The organism is Ktedonobacter racemifer DSM 44963, assembly GCF_000178855.1.
Classification (GTDB): Bacteria; Chloroflexota; Ktedonobacteria; order Ktedonobacterales; family Ktedonobacteraceae; genus Ktedonobacter; species Ktedonobacter racemifer.
In genome coordinates this window covers 1,271,452-1,291,255 of sequence record NZ_ADVG01000003.1, presented here as the reverse complement: position 1 = coordinate 1,291,255, position 19,804 = coordinate 1,271,452, and the positions used below count along the sequence as shown (strand labels likewise).

The window sequence follows — 19,804 nt, the reverse complement described above, 5'->3', positions numbered from 1 at the left end:
AGTTCTTATACTCCTGCCTTCCGACGGACGAGCCGCAAAACACTGAACGAGAAGATACCAGTTACCAGGGCCAGAGCCACCGAGAGGGCCGCAGCATAATAATAGTTTCCGCCACCCGTCGCGGTCTGGTACATATACATATTCGGCGTAAAGTTCGACGTAATGCCGTTCAAAACGGTTTGCAGGAGCAGAGGCTCCATCAGCAGTTGCAGCGCGCCAATAATGGCAAGCACACCGGTCAGCACCAGCGCCGGGAAGATCAGCGGCACCTTAATAAACCAGGCGATCTGCCATTCAGAGCAGCCATCCAGGCGCGATGCCTCGTACAGGCTGGTAGGAACGGCTTGCAGGCTGGAGAAGAGAATCAGCACCTGGTAGCCTGTGCCCGCCCAGACAGCAATATTTCCAATTAATAACAACACCAGGTTCGGGTTCTGGAAATTGACCACACCCAGGTGCAGAGCCGCCAGGGCCTGCGGCACCGGGCTAAACTGTGGATTATAGAGGAAGGCCCAGAGTAGCGCGCCCACCACGCCCGGAATGATATGTGGCAGGAAGAACGCGATACGGAAGAAGGCACGCAGGCGGATAACCGCGCTATCCAGTAACAGGGCCAGCAGCAGAGCCAGGCCCAGCATAACCGGCACCTGTAGCACGCCATACAGCAGCACGCGTCCGAGTCCCTGGTAGACCACCGGATCACTCAAGGCATGCTGATAATTGCTCAGGCCAGTAAAGACCTGCTTGGGAGCACCCAGGCCTAGGCCATCACGCTGGAGCCGAAAGAGGCTCTGCCAGACGGCATAGCCCAGGGGAAGCACAAAAGACAAGAGAAAAAGCACGATGGCCGGTGAGAGAAAGAGATAGGGGATAAGAGAGCGCAGTCGCGATGCGCGCTGCACGCGCTGCGGGCGGCGCAACGTCGCCGTCGCGGGCGCGACAACGGCGTCAGTGACCTGGGCTTCCATAGCACAACTCCCTTCGTTCTAGAGGTAAATATGATGGAAAGAAAGGGAAACAGATCAGGTAGTGCTTCTGAAGAGCGCACCTACCCTCACTATCCTTTGAAATACCCTGCCCGGCAGGAGGGCCAGGTAGGTGCGCTCTTCAGAAGCACTACCTGGCCCTCCTGCATGGGCAGGGAGCATCCAAGCAAATTAGTGACTACTTCTGGACGCTAAACCCTTGCTGCTGCAAAGAGCTTACCGTTTTTGTCTGCAAGCTATTCAGCAGGGAGGCAAGCGTCTCTTTGCCCGAGACGACATCCTTGGTCATATCCGCGTAGTCCGCGTTCGTTTGGAGCATGGATGGCCCCCAGGTAAAGGAGGTATCAATATGCTCCGACGCAGTCTTGAAAACGTCCACGACATTCTGATTGTAGTAGGTATTCAGCGAGTTCAACGGCTTGAGAGCAAGGCCCGCATTGGTTGAGGGGAAGATTTTCTGCGTGTTTACCTGCTCGGTCAGGGCCTGACTATTGGTGCTGATCCATTTGACGAACTCAGCCGCCTGCTCAGGATACTTGGAGCTGGTCGTTACGGCATTGGTCGAGCCGCCCATATTGGCGGAAACCTGCTGACCCGCGACCCACTGGGGCAGAGGCGCCAGTCCCCACTTGCCGCTATTCTGGGGCGCACCGCTCGCGATGTACTTGGTATTCCAGGCGGGCGTCAAAATGGTCGCCACCTTGCCATTGATCTGGTTTTGGGAGAAAACCGGGCTAGCATCCGAGTCGGTCGCCACTATATGGCTATCGATCAACTTCTGCCAATAATTCGCAACCTTCAATGTACCAGCGTCATTAATGGAAACCTTCCAGGCATCGCTGGCGGGGCTAAACCAGCGCCCGCCAGCCTGCCAGGCCAGGGCCTCCAGCCAGCCAGCGTCATTGCTTGGGAAATCTGTGATATAGAGGTTAGGATCGGCGGCATGCAGGGTCGCGGCATCCTGCGCGAACTCGTCCCAGGTTTTGGGGGCTGAGAGATGATACTTCTGGAAAATATCTGTGCGATAGGCCAGCGCCATGGGGCCGGTGTCCATAGGGAGGGCATAGATGGCGTTGCCGCGCGACACCTGGTTCCAGGTCCAGGGAACAAATTGATCCTTCAGGCTACTCACACCAAACTGGGAGATATCAACCAGGCCACCAGTCGCCTCAATCGTGGGCAACATCTGGTACTCAACACGTGTAATATCTGGCGCGTTGCCAGCTTTGATGGCGGCCTCAAGCTTTGGATAGAGCTGAACCGCGGGAATGACATTCATTGTCACATGAATCAAGGGGTGGCTTTTATTGAAGGCGTCGACCGTTGATTGCTGGAGCTTATTAAAGTTCCAGAAGGTCAGGTTGACAGGTTTGTCCGGGGTAGCCGACGAAGCTGAGGAGTCAGGGCCACCACAACCAGCCAGCATGAGACCAATTAAGAGCAACAGTGCAAGGCCCACATGGGACGAGCGCAAACGGCGTAAGGACATCGAAATAACCCTCCTTTGGGTGGGATGTTCACGCAAATATTTTTGCAAGAGCCAATCTATGCTGTTAAGTATACGCAAACTATTGCGCATTTTTCAACGATATTTTTGCAATATTTTTGCGAAATTTTCACAGCACTTTCCAAAATTGCCTTTCAGGCCATAAAATAACCGCCTTTAACAAAAACAATCGGCCTATAAAGCTAAATGATTTCGAAAAACGCTTGCAATTCAAGCAAACCCAATGTAGAATAAATTGCAAATAATCATCGCAATCGATACACAAAAATAATGAATGGTGTGGTGGAGGGCCGACTGCCTTCGGCAGTCGGCCCTCCACCACACCATTCATCCTGGCGAGCGCCGCAGGCGCGAGAAGTAAAGACAAGGAGCGAAGATGAAAATACGAGCTTTCTCTCAAAGCCTGCCCCTACAGCGCGTCAACCAGCGCGATATCGCTGAGCGAGCTGGCGTCTCGATCAGCACGGTCTCCCGTGTACTCAACAATGTGTCAGGCATCAGCCCTGAGTTGCGGCAACACGTCATGGGTATCGCCACGGAACTGGGATACTACGATTCCGCGTCCACGGCGCGCTTAGAGCATATTGGCCTCTTCACGACCACCTTTAACCCGGGCTCAAACCTGGATACATTCAACACCAATATCCTCCATGGCGTCGAGGGGGAGTGCCGCCAGCACGATATCCAGCTTAGCTACTCTATTTTTGAGGAGAACAAGGCTGGTACAGCCTTCATGCTCAAGAAGATTCGCGAGCGCCAGGTCGAGGGCGCCCTGCTGATCAGCGTCAATGAGCGCGAAATTGTTGAGCAGTTGCTCAATCTCAACATCCCCACTGCCCTAATCAACGTGGATCAGAGCGACCTCCCGGTCGATACCTTTCTACCAGACAACTTTGGCGGAGGTCTCCAGGCCACCCGGCACCTCATCGCTCAAGGACATCGCCACATTCTCCATATCACAAAACCCGCCACAGTCAACCGGCGCACGCTTTACCGACGCAATGAAGGCTATCGTTCGGCCTTGCAAGAGGCAGACATCCCTTTTGATCCCCGCCTTGTCCTCGAATGTCCCCTCGGCGTTGAGGAAGTGCAGAGCGCCTTGCGCGATCTCCTGATGAGCGGCGAACCCCTATTTACCGCTATTTTCTGCGTCAACGATGCCAGCGCGATTGGCGCCATGCGTGCCCTGCAAGAGGCGGGGTTGCGCGTTCCCGAAGATGTCTCGGTCATTGGCTTCGATGATATTCCCACCGCCTCCCTCCTGACTCCCGCCCTGACAACCATGCGGGTAGACTGTAAAGAGATGGGCTTGCTCGCCACTCGTCGCCTGGTTGACCGCTACCATCGACCCGAAGCCACACCTACACGCGTCGAGATCGCCACCCAGTTGATCAGTCGTCAATCCGTTGGACCCGCCCCCACAGCCAAGAGGCGCTAACATCGACCAATCCAGGTCGATTTGCGACTTTTTTAAAAGGTTTCCATGCTACACAACTTTATATAGCCATTTGCTTTTATATTTATAACTAATTGTTATAAATATTGATAGGATTTTGTGGGATGTAAACGTATAAAGAAGCAAGGAGGCATAAAATGAATAAGCGCTGGCACACCACAAGCTTACCAGTTCAGGGAGGCCCAGTATTTTTTTTACTCTGTCTCTATCTGTTGCTGGCAAACCCACAGCCTACACATGCCACGATGAGTGATGATCTAACAGGCTGGATTCAGCAGCACGCTGTCCCCTTTTCACGAGCGGAGCCGGGAGGGTCGGACGCCGATTTACAGCCCTTGCAGCAGTTGATTGGGTCAGCGCAGGTTGTGGGTCTGGGGGAAGAGACACATGGTACGCACGAGTTTTTCGCGATGAAGGCCCGCATTATTGAATATATGGTGATGCATATGGGCTTTATGGCCTTCGCCATGGAGAACGATTGGGGAACAAGCAAGGAGGTCGATGCCTACATTAATGGTGGATCACGCGATATCTGGAGCATTCTCCATAATGATCTCTTTATTACCTGGCGCACGCAGGAGGTCAAGGATCTGCTCGAATGGTTGCGTAGTTACAACGCCGATCCAGCGCATGCCCGTAAAGTTCACTTCTATGGTATTGATGTTCAGGGCATCGAACGCCCAACGGTTGACGAGGTACTCAACTATTTGCACCAGGTTGACCCGGCCCAGGTAGAAAGGGTTCACGCGATCTACCAGGAGTTTATCGCTGATAATCAGTTCACTGGCGGTCGGCGACAATACGCGAATCTGGATGAGGCAGACAAGCAGCGCTATAAAGACGATGCGCAAGAAGTCTATAACTTGCTTCTTAGCCACCAGGCAGAGTATACACAGCATTTCTCAGCACAGGCCTTTGCTCAGGCTTTGCAAGATGCCCGTATCGTTGTTCAGTACGCGGTGATCGAGCCTAATCGCGCCTCGCCACCTATAACCGCGCCAGATTTCTGGTATGCGCAACGCGATCCCTATATGGCCGAGAACGCCCACTGGCTTCAGCAACACGGCGTAGGGCGCATGGTGCTCTGGGCGCATGATTATCACACGGCGAATGATATCAGGCAATATACGCTGAATGATGCCGACATCGAAGGGACAATGGGAGCATACCTGCGGCACTGGCTTGGCCCTGCCTATCTCTCTGTTGGCATGACCTTCTCCAGCGGGTCCTTTAACGATGGTTTCTTCACCCACCTGAGCGCCAATACGATTACAGCTTTTGATCCGACCAGCCTCAATGGCGTTCTGGGTAGTGTAAATACGCCACGCTACATGCTCGATCTGCGCCAGGCTCCTACGAGCGGCCCAGTTTATGCCTGGCTCACCACAGGGCAAACTCTGCGCCTCGTTGGCACAGGTGAAGGGGTAGGAGAGGACCGAGCGTATCGCCCTGGTGAGGCGTTTGACGTCCTTATCAATTTCCATAATGTTCATGCCTCACAGATGGTAAACACTTACCCTCCCGTCGTCACTCATCAACCCTCCGCCATCACCGAGGAGCGTGACTACTGGACATATATAATTCTAGGTGTTTTTCTGTTTATCGTCTTGCTTGGAGGCCTCATTCTTCTCCTGAAAAGGCACCGAAGGCCCGATAAAGCAAAATCCGCATAAGCCTACTCCTACCGTTGACAGGCAAGTATGCACATGATATTGTTTCCTCTGAAAAAACACTTGCGCATGCTTGCCTTCACAAACTAACGCTACTTCCCGGTTATATTAGAAAGCGATCATAAGATGCTACTTGAACTCGCCATCGGCGATGCCTATGGGGCTGGCTTTGAATATGCGGATATAGGGATGATCCGCCAGCACAACACTCTCGCCCGCTATGTACAGCATCCCCGCCACAATATCCGCCCCGGCGCCTATACCGACGACACCCAGATGACCCTCGCTATCGCCGAAGCAATGGTTTCAAACATCCCCTGGGAGCCACTCGCGCTGGCGCAGAAATTCGTCGAGGTCTTCAAGCGCGATCCACGCCCAGGGTATGCTATGGGCTTCTACCACTTCTTACAGCAAGTACATGATGGCGAGCAGTTCCTTAAGGAGATCAAGCCAGTTAGCGACAAGAGCGGAGCCGCCATGCGTGCCGCACCCCTCGGCATCTACCCATCCATCTCACAGGTGATTGAGCGCTGCACTCTTCAGGCCTCCCTCACACATAACACGCCCAGCGGCATTAACGCGGCAGTGGCGGCCTCGCTTATGACGCACTATTTCCTCTATGATCTCGGCCCCAAACAGAATCTCGGGGCCTTCCTGGAAAAACATGTACCCGGCCGCTGGTCCTCACCCTGGCGAGGTTCTGTAAAGTCTCAGGGATGGATGAGCGTCCAGGCCGCCATTACGGCTCTTACCCGTAGCGCATCTATGAGCAGCCTGCTTAAAACCTGCATCGAGTTCTCTGGCGATGTGGATACAGTGGCGACTATTGCCCTGGCGGCTGGCTCCTGTAGCCGTGAGATCACCCAGGATCTTCCGCCGCACCTGCTGGACACTCTGGAAAATGGCCACTATGGTAGAGACTATCTACGCCAATTGGACGCCAGGTTGCTGGTGCTGAAGGAAAGCAAGCCCTCATAAACTGTCGTTCCCAGCGTCGCCCCACAAGCATTCTCAATGTTACCGCTTATTGCTGATTACTCATAATACTCAGGTGACTTCTTGAGTGTGCGCCATTGTTCGCCGTCGTGGCCGAAGATGGTGAGCGTGACGTGCTCACGCTCGACGATATCTAATAGTTTGCATGTGCTGGCACGTAGCTGGTCCTGATCTTCATCGGTGGGCCAGGCTGTGCGCTCAGGTGTGAAGAGGCGTTGCATGACCACGGCGTCTATGGCCAGCAGCACGGGACCAGTCTGGGGCAGGCGCAGCAGAACCGATTGATGCCCGGTCGTGTGTCCGCTGGTCTCGATGAGCGTGATCCCCGGCAGTAGCGCTGTATCCCCGTCCAGCAGGCGATAGCGCAGGGCAGGATGATCCCAGTGGGGACGGGCCTGGACAAAGCGTGGATGCCCGCTACGTGCCAGTTCGTAATGCGCGCGCTGGACGATAAACTCGGCCTGGGGAAAGGCATCGTGATAGCCCGCGTGATCTACGTCGAAATGTGTGGCAATGACAACTGAGAGATCCTCCGGACGCAGGCCAAGCGCGTCCAGGTGCTCCAACACGTTCTTTGCATCCTTGGCTGGCGGCATCCCTGGCGGCAAAGGCGCATCGGCTGGCAGGCCGCTATCAATCAGAATATGGCGCCCGTCGCTTAGCTCCACGAGGTAACAACCGGAGACCATGGAGAGTGTTCGCCCCGCCCCGACAGGTACTGTCGAGGTCGATAGCTGAAAGAGATATAATCGGCGTGGTGTCACACTACCTGTTGTCATACTGTCAGTACTCCTCATTACCTGGTGCATGCAATAATCTTTACACACTGGCAGGCGCTCGCCTACCCTCTGGTTGAGTATACCCGAGCGCCATCAGCATAAACTGTAAGCGGCATTACTGACAAAAGACGCGAAGTGTGCTACTGTATGGTCAAAGCACACGCTCCCCCATTAACCCTATCCCTGCAAATGCTGATTTAAAAAGCTGATAGTGCGCTCCCAGGCCAACTGGGCCGCCTGTGCATCATACTCGGGGCGATCCTCCTCAAAGAACCAGTGACGTGTTCCCGGATAGAGATGGAACTTCACCTCCTTACCCCTGGTACGCAGGCTCTCTTCGAAGAACTGCATGTATTCGGCGGATTCATACTCATCGTGTTCGGCAAAGTGACCGAGAAAGGCCGCGTTAGCCGTAACCTTCTCCGCATCTGAAAGCCCATAAAAGGTCACGATCGCCGTGGCCGGGTCTTCCAGCAAGAGTCCCCAGGCACTACCCAGGGAGAAGCCGATGGCACCAATGCTCTCCCCACGCGTCTTCTCTTGCGCCTGGAGATAGCTAATGGCTCCCATAATATTCTGATATGTCTTGCCCTCATCCAGTGAGTCGCGCAGTTGCTCAGCTTCAGCAATAGTCTTTGCCACACGGCCATCTTGGTAGAGATCGGGCGCGAAGGCCACAAAGCCTGCCTGTGCCAACCGCTCACAGACCCCCTTAAAGATATCATTGAGTCCCCACCAGGCATGCAACACAAGCACACCCGGGCCAGTCCCTTGCTCGGGCAACGCCAGGTAACCCGGCACCTGGCGGTCATCCACCTTGAAAGTAACCATACCTGTCATAAATGCAATCTCCTTATTTACCAACTGCTTATAAAGTGCCAGCCAGAGTATAACCACTACTACTTTACCAGATAAAGCGGAGAAGGTTGTTCCTCATTGAAGATCCCTTTACCAGAGTCAAGGAGTGATGCGGGCAAATGTATGGAGAAGATCGTATCATGCTCATGAATTTCCCATCTCGCGGGCGTGATGTTCTGCTTTGTCACATAAAATTACGTACTTGTGTACGTTCCCTTTCTCTTGTACATTTCCTGTATGAACTTTTGGAGATGAAGTTCAAATACATCTTGAAGAGAGAACATCGTGACACAAGCAAATACCACCCGTTCAGTCAAGGACTGGAACCGGAAAACATGGCATGACAAAACAGAAGTACCAGGCACTAACCTCTTCCGCGTGGAGATCCTTCATCGCTATGAGGGCGTCATTGAAGGGGAAGGCAGTATCCAATATCTCATTGCCGAGAACAAGAATCTTACAGGCAGCACGATTGCGCTGGAAAAGGTGACAGGCAGCGTTGATGGAAGATCGGGCAGCTTTGTCTTCCAACAAATAGGCACGTTTGATCATGGGAAGCTTAAGATGACATTGACGGTGCTACCTGGATCAGGCACAGATCAACTAAGTGGTCTATGCGGACAGGCAACGCTTGAAAGCGAACTCCATCAGGAGATCTATTCTATACCATTCGATTATACGTTTGAAAAGACAAAATAACCTGATGAATGCGCAAGAAAACCGTGACCCTGGGCTGAGAAGAGGCCCAGGGTCACGGTTTTCTTGCTAGCTCGCACGCGCCACTGGTTCATCCAGCACTGGCCAAACGTAGTCCAGGTCAAGCTGCTCACAAATCCACCTGCCCCAGGCATAGAACTGACGCAGGATCGGCTCTGAGTTTCGTCCCAATTCCGTAAGCGCGTATCCTCCCTTTGTCGATTCCCCAGAAGAGGCTTGCCGGTGGAGCACTCTCATCCGTTCCAATTCCCGCAGTTCCAGGGTGAGTACCTGCCGACTAATCTCGGGTAGCAACTTCTGCAACTCGCTAAAACGTTTGGGACCACTGAGCAAGTGATACCAGAGCCAAAACTTCCATTTGCCTCCCAGGCAGACCATCCAATCAAACTCCAGATGAACCTGCTCGCCGTACCACCTCCCCCAGGCTTCGAGCTGGCGTACCACCGGCTCTGCTTGCCATCCCAATTCCGTAAGCGAATACTCCACCTTTGGAGAAACCTGTACATACACTTTTCGGCGTAGCACTCCTACCTGCTCTAATTCCCGTAACTCCTGGGTCAGCATCTGTCGGCTGGCTTCCGGGATGAGCCGCTGTAATTCGCCAAAGCGTTTGGTTCCGCTGAGCAGATGATACCAGATCCAGAACATCCATTTGCCTCCCACTCCCACTCCTCCAATCGGGCATGCAGCAGTCTTTTTTACACGTGTCATAAAGAAGTGACTCCATTTTAGTGGGTGAGCATGCGATGGGCTCATCTCCGTCACATAAAATTGCGTACTTGCTCCCCTCTTCCTCTTCCTGTACCTTCTCATTGTAGCAAATGAGAAGGCCAATGACAAAACATGGTCACATAAAAGCAGGGCTTTTCCATTTTGGAAGAAAGCGGGAGGCGAGAAGGGAAAGGCCCTGACATGAGAGAGCGGGGAACAGTTTTCCTCGGCTTTGACAGAAAGGCATCGTTCTATGAAAACAACGGTACATATCTTGCATTGGGTAGGAGGCATAGCAGGCCTGGTAGTGCTGGTGCTCGGGCTCTTCATTTGGATTACCGGAATGAGTCCGACCATGCTTCAAATCGTTCACGCGTTGTTTGGTTTGATCTTCGTTCTCGCGCTATTGACGCTTGGGATTATAGCGGTTCTCAATAGAGGAACAAGGCTCCTGGGCGCTGTGAGCCTCGTTTATGCTCCCCTCGTGCCGGTCTTTGGGATCATCCAGATGACGCTGCTTATTGGCGATCTCCACTGGCTGATCAGAACTGCCCATCTGCTGGTTGGCCTGGGCGCGCTCGTGTTGTTCGGTACCACTGGTATGCGTTACCTGCGTCTCAAGCAAACAGCCAGCAAGGGAAGCAGGCAGCCGCAGCTTGTATGATAGGCGTCCCAGTGTTCATAAAGGGGGATGCCATGACAGTATTCATGGCATCCCCAAACACAGCAGTACGGTCCTGAAATGTGTAATTTAAAATGGTACGTCCCCCTTTTCGCCAACGCTTGTCTATTACCGCTCGCCATGCATATAATTTAAAGAGCATATTCATGAAAAGAGATATTTTGCATGATGACAAGTACGCTACCTATCTTAGACGGACACAATGATACCTTGCTGCATCTCTACTCGCCGGAACGGGGAAGAGGGCGAAGTTTTTTCGAGCAGAGTGAACAGGGGCACATCGATCTGCCACGAGCGCGGCAGGGAAACTTCGCGGGCGGCTTCTTCGCCATCTTTTGTCCCGCACCAGGGAAGGCGCAGACGATGAAAGAGCGTATGGTCGTGACGGAAACGGGATATGAGGTGCGTCCCTTCCCGGCGATTGAGCATGCTTACGCTCAACGAATGACTGGCGAGGTCATAGAACTCCTCTACCACCTGGAGGCGGAGTCCGCGGGACAGATTAAAGTTGTGCGCACGGTTGATGAGCTACAGGACTGCATGCAGAAAGGCATCCTGGCCATTATTCTACACTTCGAGGGGGCTGAGGCCATCGCGCCTGATCTCGATAATTTAGAGAGCTTCTACCAGAAGGGGCTGAGCTCACTTGGCCTCGTCTGGAGTCGCCCTAATGACTTCGCGCATGGCGTCCCCTTTGGCTTTCCTCGTTCGCCCGATACGGGTCCAGGACTGACAGCGGCTGGACGCGAGCTTGTACACGCCTGCAATCGCCTGGGTATCCTGGTGGACCTCGCGCATCTCAACGAGCAGGGCTTCTGGGATGTGGCACAGATCTCTAACGCCCCGCTGGTCGTGACGCACACTGCCGTTCATGCCCTCTGTCCCTCCACGCGCAACCTCACTGATCGTCAGCTAGACGCCGTCAAAGCATCAGACGGCATCGTCGGCCTCAATTTTGGTGTTTCCGACCTGCGCACAGACACCAATCGCGATCCCAATCTACCGCTGACGGTCATGGTGCGCCATATCGATTATCTCGTCGAGCATCTTGGCATCGACCGCGTCGGCTTCGGGTCAGACTTTGATGGCACCACGGTTTCGCGAGAAATTGGAGATGTAAGTGGGCTCCCTAAACTCGTCACCGCCTTACGCGAACATGGCTATGATGAAGCCGCGCTGCGCAAGCTAACCCATGAGAACTGGCTTCGCGTCCTACGCCTGACCTGGGCATAGGCACTGTGCCAGTAGCGTTCTATCATAAATGGTGGTAGTCATTGTAGCGCTCAAGAACCCACTTGGGTGCGCTCGCGGGTTGATACCAGTGAGTAATGGAGGCGTTCTTCGGACCCAGGCCAACCCGCGAGGGCAATGCGGCACTCAGACCAAAGAAATAACTAAATGCCGTGCCGATAACGCCCCCATGGGTGACCAGCACGAGCGTTTTCCCCTGATGTTCTAGCAGAATGCGATTAAAAGCTGCTTGAACACGTCCGGAAAACTCCAGAGCCGTTTCATAGCCAGGCATAAAGCGATAGAAAGGCTTTTGTGCTTCAGATACCTGCTGCCAGCGCCGAGAAAACTCCTCGGGAGTCAAGGTGCCATCATCACAGACCCACTCTTCAAAGTCTTTATCAAAGATTACCGACTGCTCCCACACAGACGCCAGTATGGCTGCCGCTTCCCTTGCGCGTCGCATAGGACTGCTGAGTAGCACATCGGCCTTGATCTCGCCCGTCCTGGCCAGGCGCTCACGCAGAGCCTCCACCTGCCTGACACCCTCAGGCGAGAGACCTAGATCCTGATATTTGCCATCCTCCAGGTCTTCAATGTAATCGCCATGGCGTATTAAATAGAGATGAGTCACTTTATAGCTCCTTCCGCCTCTGATTTGCAGTATATTTATATCAACATCGGATATATCCACTTCCGATATATTATATAAAATAAGGGGAATTGTCAAGAAGCGCTACTTACGTACGCGTCCCCTACGCGTAGAGGATACATCGACGCATAGGGGACGCGTACGTAAGTAGCGCTCTTTACCAATCACCAACTATAATGTCTGTCCACTATCGATGGTGATGAGCTGGCCTGTCAGCGCTTCCTGCTCCAGGGTTGAGCAGATGAGTCGGGCGACATCTTCGGGGGTCATCATGCCGCAGATCGCGATGCGGTCTCATCACAAAGGAGGTCCCACTGGCGCAGGGCAAGACCGCGCTGGCCTTTAGTGCCCTGCCGAGAGAGGCTATTGGGAGATAGCCGTCAGAAATCATCCCTTTACGCTGCCAGCGGTCAGGCCGCCGATCAAGTATTTCTGAAACACCAGGTACAAGATAACTACGGGTAGCCCGCTCATGAGAGCGGCGCTCATTAGCTGACCATAGAGTGGCAACGCCCCGCCTTCCTGAGCGGCACTAAAGGCCTGCAACTGTACGCCGACTGTCTGCGTCTCTGGCGAGGTCAGCACGCTAGCAAAGAGCACGTCGTTCCAGCCCGTCAAGAACGAAAAGACCAAGGCAACTACCAGGCCGGGCAGCGCCAGGGGTACAATGATGCGCCAGAGGGTTTGCAGCCGCGTCGCGCCATCGATCATAGCCGCCTCCTCGACATCAAGGGGAATATTGGCGAGATACGTCACCAGCAGCCAGGTCGCAAAAGGCAGCGAGAAGGTCAGGTAGGTAATAATTACCCCGGTATAGGTCCCAACCAGTTTCACTTGCAAGAAGCTTTGCAGGGAGATGAAAAGCACGAAGAGGGGCAGCAGGAGCATGATGCTTGGAATCGCCTGCAAACCAATAAGGGAATATAGGTAGGCGATGCGACCACGAAAGTGAAAGCGCGTAATCACATACGCAGCCCCAACGGCCAGAACCACCGCAATCGTGCTCGCGACCAGCGAGATAAGCACGCTATTGAAGAGGCCCTGAGCAAGATTGATTGTGGACCACATCTGCACATAGTTTTCAAAGGCCCAGTGGGATGGCAAGAGATGCTCACCATTCACCTCGATATCCGGCGTCACGGAGAGCAGGAGCATATATCCAACGGGGACCAGGACAAAAATCGCCAGCACCACGATCAGTAGCCAGCGCACCCATGGCGGTAAAACTTCCTGCGCATTGTAATTGTAGCGATGCCTCATGATGCCTTCACCTCACTCAAGCGCAACGAGCGGATATAGAGGAATCCGGGGATTAATACAAGGATCAGCGTAACCACCGACATCGCGGCACCACCGCCGAAGTTAAAGAGCTGAAATGAAGAGACATAGATGTTGAGAGGGAGCACATCGGCCTGGATAGGAGGAGGTGTCCCAAACATGACGAAGGGCAGGGTAAAATTATTGAAGTGGTTGAGCGTCGAGAGCAACACGGCCAGCGCCAGCGTATGGCGCAAGTGAGGTAGAACAATATACAGCATCTTCTGCCGGAAATTTGCTCCATCCACCGCGGCTGAGTCGTAGACCTCGGAGGGGAGGGATTGTAATCCAGCCAGGGTCAGCATATAAATAAACGGCCACGAGGCCCAGGTATCAGCGATCACCATCGCCCAGAAGCTATTCGCGCCGAGCAGCCAGTAGGTATTGACGTTAGCAACATGAATAGCCGCCAGAAAACGATCAACTAGGCCCGTCCCATTTAAGAACATCATACGCCAGATCAGCGCCGTGACAAAGGTAGGGATGACATAAGGGATTAGATAAAGGATGCGCACAAAAGCTCGCCCGCGATACGGCGTGTTCACCGTCAGCGCCGCCAGGATGCCAATAGGCACAATGAACAGTGTAGTAAGCAGCGAGAAACCCAGGCTGACGCCTAGCGAGACAAGCAGGGATGCCCCAACTACGTTCCCATTAGTAAAGGCGGCAAGGTAGTTGCTCAAGCCGACCCAGGGAGCCTCTAGCCAGCTACGCAGGCTATATTGATCGAGGTTGAGAAAGCTGATATAGAAAGCGATCAGAAAAGGAATGCCAACGATAACCAGCAGTAGCACGAGCCCCGGCCAGAGCAGCCACAAAGGGCGATGGCTGCCAATGCCCTTGCGAAGCAAACGCTTATTTAACGCGCCGGTCGTGCGAATTGGGGGTGGCATCTTTTCTGGTGTAGAACTAATAGACATAGCTACCACCTTTTCGGTCGCGGGATTCGCCTGCGCAATGCAGGCGAATCCTGGCTGGAAGAAGAAATTTCTCTAGTGCAGTGAGCCTTGAATCTGCTGATTCGCCTGGTCAAGCAAGGGTTTGATCGAAGATGGCGAATATTGATTCGTAGCGACCAGGTTGGCTACTTTGGAACAGACGCCCGCCATGGAAACCTGGATAGAGGCCCAGGAGCCAGAGAAAGGTGTCGGCGTAGCCCCAGCCTCGGCCTGGATAAACGCGGCCGTTAGAGAGTCCTGACTGGCTAACTGATTGGCGGCGGCAGCATTAGTTGGGAGATCGCCAAAGGTCTTATGCCAGTCGAGCTGGTGCTGGTTATCGGTAAGCAGGTTGATAAGTTTCAAGGCCAGGTCTTTTTGATTCGAGTACTTAGCAATAGCCAGCATCTGGCCTGAAACAATCGAGGTCGCGGCAATACCGCTGGCGGGCCGCTGCTGCATACCATATGGAACGGTAGGCATGGGAGCAAAGGCATAGTGACCAGACAGGCCAGCCTTATTGAGGGTCGGAATGATAGAGGTAGAGACCATGATCTGCATACCCACCTTGCCGCTGCCAAAGGCACGCGTGGCATCTCCCGATTTCCAGGACATGGCGTTTGGATCGGTGATCTTGTATTTTGTCGCCCAATCAAACCAGAACTGGAGGGCCGACTGGGCCTCGGGAGTATTCAACTGGGCGGTCTTGAGATCGGGAGAAAGAAAATCCTTACCCAACTGTTTACTGAAGGTCCAGATAATCTTCCACGTATCGAATGAATCCGAAGGATCGATCTCAGCACCATACACGCCTTGTGAGGGCTGGGTAATCTTCTGAGCATCCTGGACGAACTCAGTCCAGGTCGTAGGAGGAGTGGTGATGCCTGCCTTCTGGAAGAGATCCTTGTTGTATACCATCGCGAAGGGGGCCATGGTCCAGGGAATGCCAATCGTCTGGTCAGGGGTTTTGCCTGCCATGGTTAGCTGCTGGGGAAAGAATTTGCTCTTCCCGCCGACCTGCTGCCAATCAGCATCGCTCAGCGTCACAAAACCGTTGGTGGCTTGCGCGGTAGGGACAAAGGTTGTCCCCAGGCTAAAGATATCGGGACCATTGCCACTCACAACCGCTGTTTGCAGCTTGGTCTGCTCCTCGCTTGAGCTACTGTACGTATCCCAGGCAATCGTAGACCCGGTGAGCTTGTGAAATTCCGTCCCAATTTGCTGCATCCATTGCTTCTGTTGGGTAGGAAATGTAGTATTGGCGCCCACCAGCACATGGAGCGTCTGACCAGAAGTATTTCCGGAAGAGGTGCCGCCGCACGCGGTCAGCATGAGTAATAAGACGATGATCAAAGATGAATAGAGGGGAGTGCGTCGCAAATAGGTTTTCACAACTTTGTCTCCTTTGCTTTTTCCTTGCACACTACTCACTTAGAAGAGCTTCATTACTCTTCCTATCTAAGGTCTCTGTCTTGCAAACTCCTTTCTTTTGTTTGTTAGCTAACGCGATGTGCAAGTTCATTCTGCCGCCTGCGGCGGCAAGGAGAAAAAGAATTTGGGGACACCCCAAACCCCGCAAGGGGCGCTGCCCCTTGACCCCGCTCTCAACAACTTGCACATCTCGTTAGCTATAGTCTCTCGGTACCTACGGTGCCTCGTTGTTGTTTGTGTGATGTGATGGTTGGCTGGCTCTGCCAGCCAACCATCACATCACACAAACATTAGAAAAATATTTCGGAAGGTTCCGGGTTAGAGCCACAGGACTCACGTACCCGCATATCAAAGCTGAGCATAATTTTTTGTGTTGGCAATAGTTCTTTGGTGGCAAATTGCTTCAGGAGAATTTGGGCCGCAATTTGCCCCGCCTCAGCGACTGGATGAGCGAGCGTTGTCAACGACGGGGTCATATGGGCTGTAAAAGGCGTATCGCCAACACTGACCAGAGCGATATCCTGTGGAACGCGAACTCCTGCATAGTGGAGCGCTCTTAAGACGCCGATGGACATCTCCTCATTGGCAACAAAGAGCGCAGTCGGCAACTTACTCTTCGATCCTGCCTGCTGAAGAAGCTGCCTAGTGGCTTCGTATCCCCCCTGACAGGTATAGTTACCATCAAATATCCAGTCGGGTGAAACCATGATTCCCTGCTCCGCTAGAGCCTGCTGCCAACCTTCATGACGATCAAAGGCACTCTGCCAGTGAGGTAGGCCCTGCCGCGGCCCACAGATCGTGGCTACAGAGGTGTGGCCCAGGTTAAGCAAGTGCCTGGTCGCGAGATAGCCTGCCTCCCAATCGTTCCACTGAATCTGGTTGAAGTCATAGGCCTGTACACGCGGACGATTGATGACAACAAAGGGTACCTCTTCTGCTTTGAGGCGCTGGAGATGGGCAGAATCCGCCACGGAGGTCATCGAGACAAAAATAAACCCATCGACCTGGCGATCTTGCAAAGCCGCAATCGCCTGGATCTCACTCTCGATATCGGGAGTATCGGCCAGGAAAATAGTGTAGCCCTCCGGTTTCAGAACGGCCTGCGCGCTTTTAATGGTATGTATAAACAGGTGATCAACTACCGAGGTGAAGATCATTCCCACGGTCCCCGTCCGCTGCTTCACCATACTCCTGGCAATCGCGTTCGGGCGATACTGTAGCTCTTCAGCCGCCTGTAAGACACGCTCGCGCTTATCTGCGCTGACATAGCTATGATTCCCATTTAAGATCTGTGAAACAGTACTGACCGAAACCTGGGCACGCTGGGCTACATCGCGTATGGTTACCGTTTTGCGGCGCATCAGGCCGACCTCCATTTTACCAGGAAAAGAACACAAAAACGTTTTTGAAAAACGTTTTTGTAAGTATACCCGGCAATGAAGAGAAAAGTCAAGGCCGATATTTAGCCCTTTAGCCCCCGCTGAGAGCAGACCAATGCAGAATGTGAACTAGCTCACATTCCTCACCATATGGGTCATATGACCCATATGGAGTAGCTTGCTTGTATGGTATCTTCTATTCAAGTCGGTGAACACAGTGGAGAGAATAAAGCTTCTCTCGTGGCTGCTTCAGCCCATCCATAAGTTTTGGAATGCCTATGTGCCCAATGAAAAATTATGTCAAAAAACCATTTATGAACACAGGAGAAAAAACACTATGCGTTTGAAAAACCTCGTTTTTAGCCTGGGCCTCGCCCTGCTGCTGGTCGGAATTCTGGCGGCCTGCGGTTCCACCGCTTCGACGACTGGCGCCAATACGCTCGCTACGTCGCTCAACGGAACTACCACGCAATCGATACTCACAAACAACGCAAAGCACAAATCTTCTTCGCTCGTGGTGTCCGTAGGAGAGGTTCCGTCCCATCAAGCGGTAGGGAGCACACTCACTGTTTTGACAACCCTCAAAGGCATAACATTGTATGTCCATGAGTGGCAAGGGGCAAGCGGCTTTAGCTGTGATGGGGAATGCGCCAAGACCTGGAGTCCCCTGCTTTATAAGGGTACCGGCACCCCTACCTCTACCACACCGCTGCCCGGAACACTGAGCGTGGGTACCGATTATATGGGGCGCCAGGTGGTCTTCTACCAGGGCTATCCCCTCTACACCTACGTTGGTGACAAGAAGCCTGGTGACTTCAATGCGCCCCTGGCTGATAACTCGCCCTGGCAGCCCGCCACCCCCAGCATCCCCACTGGCCTGTAAACAGCCGTTTACAGCAATAATAGGCAAAGCCCCTGGCGAGATATCTCGCCAGGGGCTTTTGTGTGTTGGTCCACAAAGGACTTCTCTCTGGCTCTGTAACGCCCGCCTGTTATATATAAGGAAAGGTGAGCAGAGAGGGAGATACAAAAGCAGTCATGGAAATATCCTTTTCAGAGAAGGAGAGGCAGCGATACACACTCATGGAAGCGATCTTCCGTGAGCACTATGTCGAGGTTCACGCCTTTATCCTTCATAAGGTGCGGCGACCCGAGATAGCGGATGATTTGACCAGCGTGGTCTTTCTCAAGGCGCTGCGCTGGCTTCTTGATGACAGAGGCATGCGGCAAGTTCGGAGCTGGCTTTATGCCGCCGCCCGTACCACGCTTGCCGATTACTGGCAGGAGCAAGCAAAGGGCGCAGCTCTTCCTCTTGAGACCCTGGAGGAACACGCCATCATTCCTCATGAGTTAGAGCAGGGAGAGGCACAGGTACGCGTCCAGCGCCTGCTCTCGCTGCTCCCCGAACGTGAGCGCCAGGTATTACTCCTGCGCTATATGCAGGGTTATACGGCGGCAGAGGTTGGGCAAGAATTAGGCTTGACCCCTGGACATGTGCGCGTACTACAACTGCGTGCCTTGCGCCAGGCGGCTCTTTTTGAAACGGAAGAAAGGAAGCTTTCACCAATGCATGAAATTGCGCTTCCCTACACTAAGCAGGGACAACAGGTGCTTGAGCTGGCCAGAGAAGAGGCATTGGCTTTACAGCACTATTATATCGGACCCGAGCACCTCCTGCTGGGTATCCTCGCCGAGGGGAGTGCCGCGGCGCCCTTAGCCGAACAGGGCATAACGCTTGAGCATGTTCGCTCTGGCTTGCTTTTCCTTGTGGGCAGAGACCAGGGCGGAGCCAAAGCTGAGACCGCCTTCACTCCGCAGGCGCGCCACATTCTGGCTGGAGCAGAACAGCAAGCCCAGGCGGACGGAGAGAAAGCCATCAGCCCACACTACATCTTGAGCGCCCTCCAAAGCGCAGAGAGCGAGTACGGGATCACGTATGGGCTGCTTCAATCCCTGGGGGTCGAGCGCAGAGCAGCAGTAAGGCCATCCGTTGATGAACAGACCAACGAGAGCGCCCTGGCCCTGGCGGATTACCTACGCGACCTCACGCCCACGCTCAGCCCGGAGCAAGAGCGGCAACTGGCACACAAGGTCACACAGGCCGAGAGGGAGAAGAAGCGCGCCGAATACCGTAGCGTACAGCCAGATAGCCAGGTCATTGAGGAGGGCAAGCTCGCCTATTATCAACTCTTCATGGCGTGTCAGGAGCAGGTATTCACCATCATCAAGGAGTACCTGGCTCCCGGCAGAGACGTAGGTAAGCTGCTAGACGCAGCGAATAGGGGTCTCACCTATGCCATCTATAAATTCGGCCTGAAGCAGCAAGTGTCATTTCGCGCCTACGCCTCCCACTGGATCCACCTGGAGATCATGGAACTGGTGCTGGAGTAATAGTACACATTCATTTTTCGGCTTCACCGCTCGCGCCTGCGGCGCTCGCTTCTGAATGAGGGTGTGATGCTGGTTGGCAGCCGCAGGCTGCCAACCAGCATCAC

At 53.7% G+C, this 19,804-nt stretch carries 17 protein-coding genes and 2 pseudogenes; 8 read left to right on the top strand and 11 right to left on the bottom strand.

The window, feature by feature from the left end:
* Nucleotides 1–5 precede the first annotated feature (5 nt).
* Together KRAC_RS34640 and KRAC_RS34635 are read right to left on the bottom strand one after the other, a co-directional pair.
* Nucleotides 6–968 (bottom strand): carbohydrate ABC transporter permease, encoded by a 963-nt coding sequence (locus KRAC_RS34640; protein WP_007915454.1) that lies wholly within the window; start codon nucleotides 966–968, stop codon nucleotides 6–8.
* 196 nt (nucleotides 969–1,164) lie between these two features.
* Nucleotides 1,165–2,475, bottom strand: a complete 1,311-nt coding sequence (locus KRAC_RS34635) for an ABC transporter substrate-binding protein (protein WP_007915452.1) — start codon at nucleotides 2,473–2,475, stop codon at nucleotides 1,165–1,167.
* 394 nt (nucleotides 2,476–2,869) lie between these two features.
* On the opposite strand from KRAC_RS34635, the gene KRAC_RS34630 reads away from it, so the two are divergent.
* The 3 genes from KRAC_RS34630 to KRAC_RS34620 all read left to right on the top strand — a co-directional run bounded on the left by KRAC_RS34630 (nucleotide 2,870) and on the right by KRAC_RS34620 (nucleotide 6,597).
* Complete coding sequence (locus KRAC_RS34630; protein ID WP_007915450.1) at nucleotides 2,870–3,931, top strand: LacI family DNA-binding transcriptional regulator; 1,062 nt, start codon at nucleotides 2,870–2,872, stop codon at nucleotides 3,929–3,931.
* Nucleotides 3,932–4,086: 155 nt separating this feature from the next.
* On the top strand, nucleotides 4,087–5,622 hold the full coding sequence (locus KRAC_RS34625) for an erythromycin esterase family protein (protein ID WP_007915448.1): 1,536 nt from the start codon (nucleotides 4,087–4,089) through the stop codon (nucleotides 5,620–5,622).
* A gap of 123 nt (nucleotides 5,623–5,745) precedes the next feature.
* Nucleotides 5,746–6,597: an ADP-ribosylglycohydrolase family protein gene (locus tag KRAC_RS34620; protein ID WP_007915446.1), complete on the top strand. Its 852-nt coding sequence runs from the start codon at nucleotides 5,746–5,748 to the stop codon at nucleotides 6,595–6,597.
* Between the two features lie 56 nt (nucleotides 6,598–6,653).
* Here KRAC_RS34620 and KRAC_RS34615 read toward each other — a convergent pair whose 3' ends face one another.
* Together KRAC_RS34615 and KRAC_RS34610 are read right to left on the bottom strand one after the other, a co-directional pair.
* On the bottom strand, nucleotides 6,654–7,394 hold the full coding sequence (locus tag KRAC_RS34615) for an N-acyl homoserine lactonase family protein (protein WP_007915444.1): 741 nt from the start codon (nucleotides 7,392–7,394) through the stop codon (nucleotides 6,654–6,656).
* 177 nt (nucleotides 7,395–7,571) lie between these two features.
* A complete protein-coding gene (locus KRAC_RS34610) occupies nucleotides 7,572–8,234 on the bottom strand; it encodes a dienelactone hydrolase family protein (RefSeq protein WP_007915442.1) in 663 nt (220 codons plus the stop codon).
* A gap of 303 nt (nucleotides 8,235–8,537) precedes the next feature.
* Between KRAC_RS34610 and KRAC_RS63090 the strand changes: the two are divergent.
* Nucleotides 8,538–8,870, top strand: a pseudogene (locus tag KRAC_RS63090) (DUF3224 domain-containing protein); the annotation flags it as partial.
* Nucleotides 8,871–9,017: 147 nt separating this feature from the next.
* Here the strand turns inward: KRAC_RS63090 and KRAC_RS66835 are convergent.
* A complete protein-coding gene (locus KRAC_RS66835) occupies nucleotides 9,018–9,680 on the bottom strand; it encodes a winged helix-turn-helix transcriptional regulator (protein ID WP_007915436.1) in 663 nt (220 codons plus the stop codon).
* 253 nt (nucleotides 9,681–9,933) lie between these two features.
* On the opposite strand from KRAC_RS66835, the gene KRAC_RS34590 reads away from it, so the two are divergent.
* Together KRAC_RS34590 and KRAC_RS34585 are read left to right on the top strand one after the other, a co-directional pair.
* A complete protein-coding gene (locus tag KRAC_RS34590; protein ID WP_007915435.1) occupies nucleotides 9,934–10,344 on the top strand; it encodes a hypothetical protein in 411 nt (136 codons plus the stop codon).
* Nucleotides 10,345–10,527: 183 nt separating this feature from the next.
* Nucleotides 10,528–11,595, top strand: coding sequence for a dipeptidase (locus KRAC_RS34585; protein WP_007915434.1), 1,068 nt, complete (start codon nucleotides 10,528–10,530; stop codon nucleotides 11,593–11,595).
* A gap of 22 nt (nucleotides 11,596–11,617) precedes the next feature.
* Here KRAC_RS34585 and KRAC_RS34580 read toward each other — a convergent pair whose 3' ends face one another.
* From KRAC_RS34580 to KRAC_RS34560, 6 genes and pseudogenes are all read right to left on the bottom strand, one after another.
* The gene (locus KRAC_RS34580) at nucleotides 11,618–12,226 is read right to left on the bottom strand and encodes a histidine phosphatase family protein (RefSeq protein WP_007915433.1); all 609 of its coding nucleotides are present in this window, start codon (nucleotides 12,224–12,226) and stop codon (nucleotides 11,618–11,620) included.
* 189 nt (nucleotides 12,227–12,415) lie between these two features.
* Nucleotides 12,416–12,508 (bottom strand): annotated as a pseudogene (locus KRAC_RS79875) (3-ketoacyl-ACP reductase); the annotation flags it as partial.
* A gap of 123 nt (nucleotides 12,509–12,631) precedes the next feature.
* Nucleotides 12,632–13,504, bottom strand: coding sequence for a carbohydrate ABC transporter permease (locus KRAC_RS34575; RefSeq protein ID WP_007915431.1), 873 nt, complete (start codon nucleotides 13,502–13,504; stop codon nucleotides 12,632–12,634).
* Entirely contained in the window at nucleotides 13,501–14,481 is a 981-nt protein-coding gene (locus KRAC_RS34570) for a carbohydrate ABC transporter permease (protein ID WP_007915429.1), read from the bottom strand. The genes KRAC_RS34575 and KRAC_RS34570 overlap by 4 nt, the downstream gene beginning before the upstream one ends.
* A 72-nt stretch (nucleotides 14,482–14,553) precedes the next feature.
* Nucleotides 14,554–15,891 (bottom strand): ABC transporter substrate-binding protein, encoded by a 1,338-nt coding sequence (locus KRAC_RS34565; RefSeq protein ID WP_007915427.1) that lies wholly within the window; start codon nucleotides 15,889–15,891, stop codon nucleotides 14,554–14,556.
* Nucleotides 15,892–16,220: 329 nt separating this feature from the next.
* The gene (locus KRAC_RS34560; RefSeq protein WP_007915425.1) at nucleotides 16,221–17,291 is read right to left on the bottom strand and encodes a LacI family DNA-binding transcriptional regulator; all 1,071 of its coding nucleotides are present in this window, start codon (nucleotides 17,289–17,291) and stop codon (nucleotides 16,221–16,223) included.
* Nucleotides 17,292–17,646: 355 nt separating this feature from the next.
* Between KRAC_RS34560 and KRAC_RS63085 the strand changes: the two genes are divergently transcribed.
* Together KRAC_RS63085 and KRAC_RS34550 are read left to right on the top strand one after the other, a co-directional pair.
* On the top strand, nucleotides 17,647–18,192 hold the full coding sequence (locus tag KRAC_RS63085; protein ID WP_007915423.1) for a COG4315 family predicted lipoprotein: 546 nt from the start codon (nucleotides 17,647–17,649) through the stop codon (nucleotides 18,190–18,192).
* Nucleotides 18,193–18,347: 155 nt separating this feature from the next.
* Nucleotides 18,348–19,700 carry a sigma-70 family RNA polymerase sigma factor gene (locus KRAC_RS34550; RefSeq protein WP_007915421.1) on the top strand — a complete coding sequence of 451 codons (1,353 nt, stop codon included), beginning with the start codon at nucleotides 18,348–18,350 and terminating at the stop codon, nucleotides 19,698–19,700.
* Nucleotides 19,701–19,804: the final 104 nt, after the last annotated feature.

Coding starts and splice junctions, on each gene's coding strand:
- KRAC_RS66835 (WP_007915436.1), bottom strand. CDS start 9,680: ATGACACGTGTAAAAAAGACTGCTGCATGCCCGATTGGAGGAGTGGGA.
- KRAC_RS34575 (WP_007915431.1), bottom strand. CDS start 13,504: ATGAGGCATCGCTACAATTACAATGCGCAGGAAGTTTTACCGCCATGG.
- KRAC_RS34620 (WP_007915446.1), top strand. CDS start 5,746: ATGCTACTTGAACTCGCCATCGGCGATGCCTATGGGGCTGGCTTTGAA.
- KRAC_RS34625 (WP_007915448.1), top strand. CDS start 4,087: ATGAATAAGCGCTGGCACACCACAAGCTTACCAGTTCAGGGAGGCCCA.
- KRAC_RS34610 (WP_007915442.1), bottom strand. CDS start 8,234: ATGACAGGTATGGTTACTTTCAAGGTGGATGACCGCCAGGTGCCGGGT.
- KRAC_RS34570 (WP_007915429.1), bottom strand. CDS start 14,481: ATGTCTATTAGTTCTACACCAGAAAAGATGCCACCCCCAATTCGCACG.
- KRAC_RS34590 (WP_007915435.1), top strand. CDS start 9,934: ATGAAAACAACGGTACATATCTTGCATTGGGTAGGAGGCATAGCAGGC.
- KRAC_RS34615 (WP_007915444.1), bottom strand. CDS start 7,394: ATGACAACAGGTAGTGTGACACCACGCCGATTATATCTCTTTCAGCTA.
- KRAC_RS34630 (WP_007915450.1), top strand. CDS start 2,870: ATGAAAATACGAGCTTTCTCTCAAAGCCTGCCCCTACAGCGCGTCAAC.
- KRAC_RS34635 (WP_007915452.1), bottom strand. CDS start 2,475: ATGTCCTTACGCCGTTTGCGCTCGTCCCATGTGGGCCTTGCACTGTTG.
- KRAC_RS63085 (WP_007915423.1), top strand. CDS start 17,647: ATGCGTTTGAAAAACCTCGTTTTTAGCCTGGGCCTCGCCCTGCTGCTG.
- KRAC_RS34640 (WP_007915454.1), bottom strand. CDS start 968: ATGGAAGCCCAGGTCACTGACGCCGTTGTCGCGCCCGCGACGGCGACG.
- KRAC_RS34550 (WP_007915421.1), top strand. CDS start 18,348: ATGGAAATATCCTTTTCAGAGAAGGAGAGGCAGCGATACACACTCATG.
- KRAC_RS34585 (WP_007915434.1), top strand. CDS start 10,528: ATGATGACAAGTACGCTACCTATCTTAGACGGACACAATGATACCTTG.
- KRAC_RS34560 (WP_007915425.1), bottom strand. CDS start 17,291: ATGCGCCGCAAAACGGTAACCATACGCGATGTAGCCCAGCGTGCCCAG.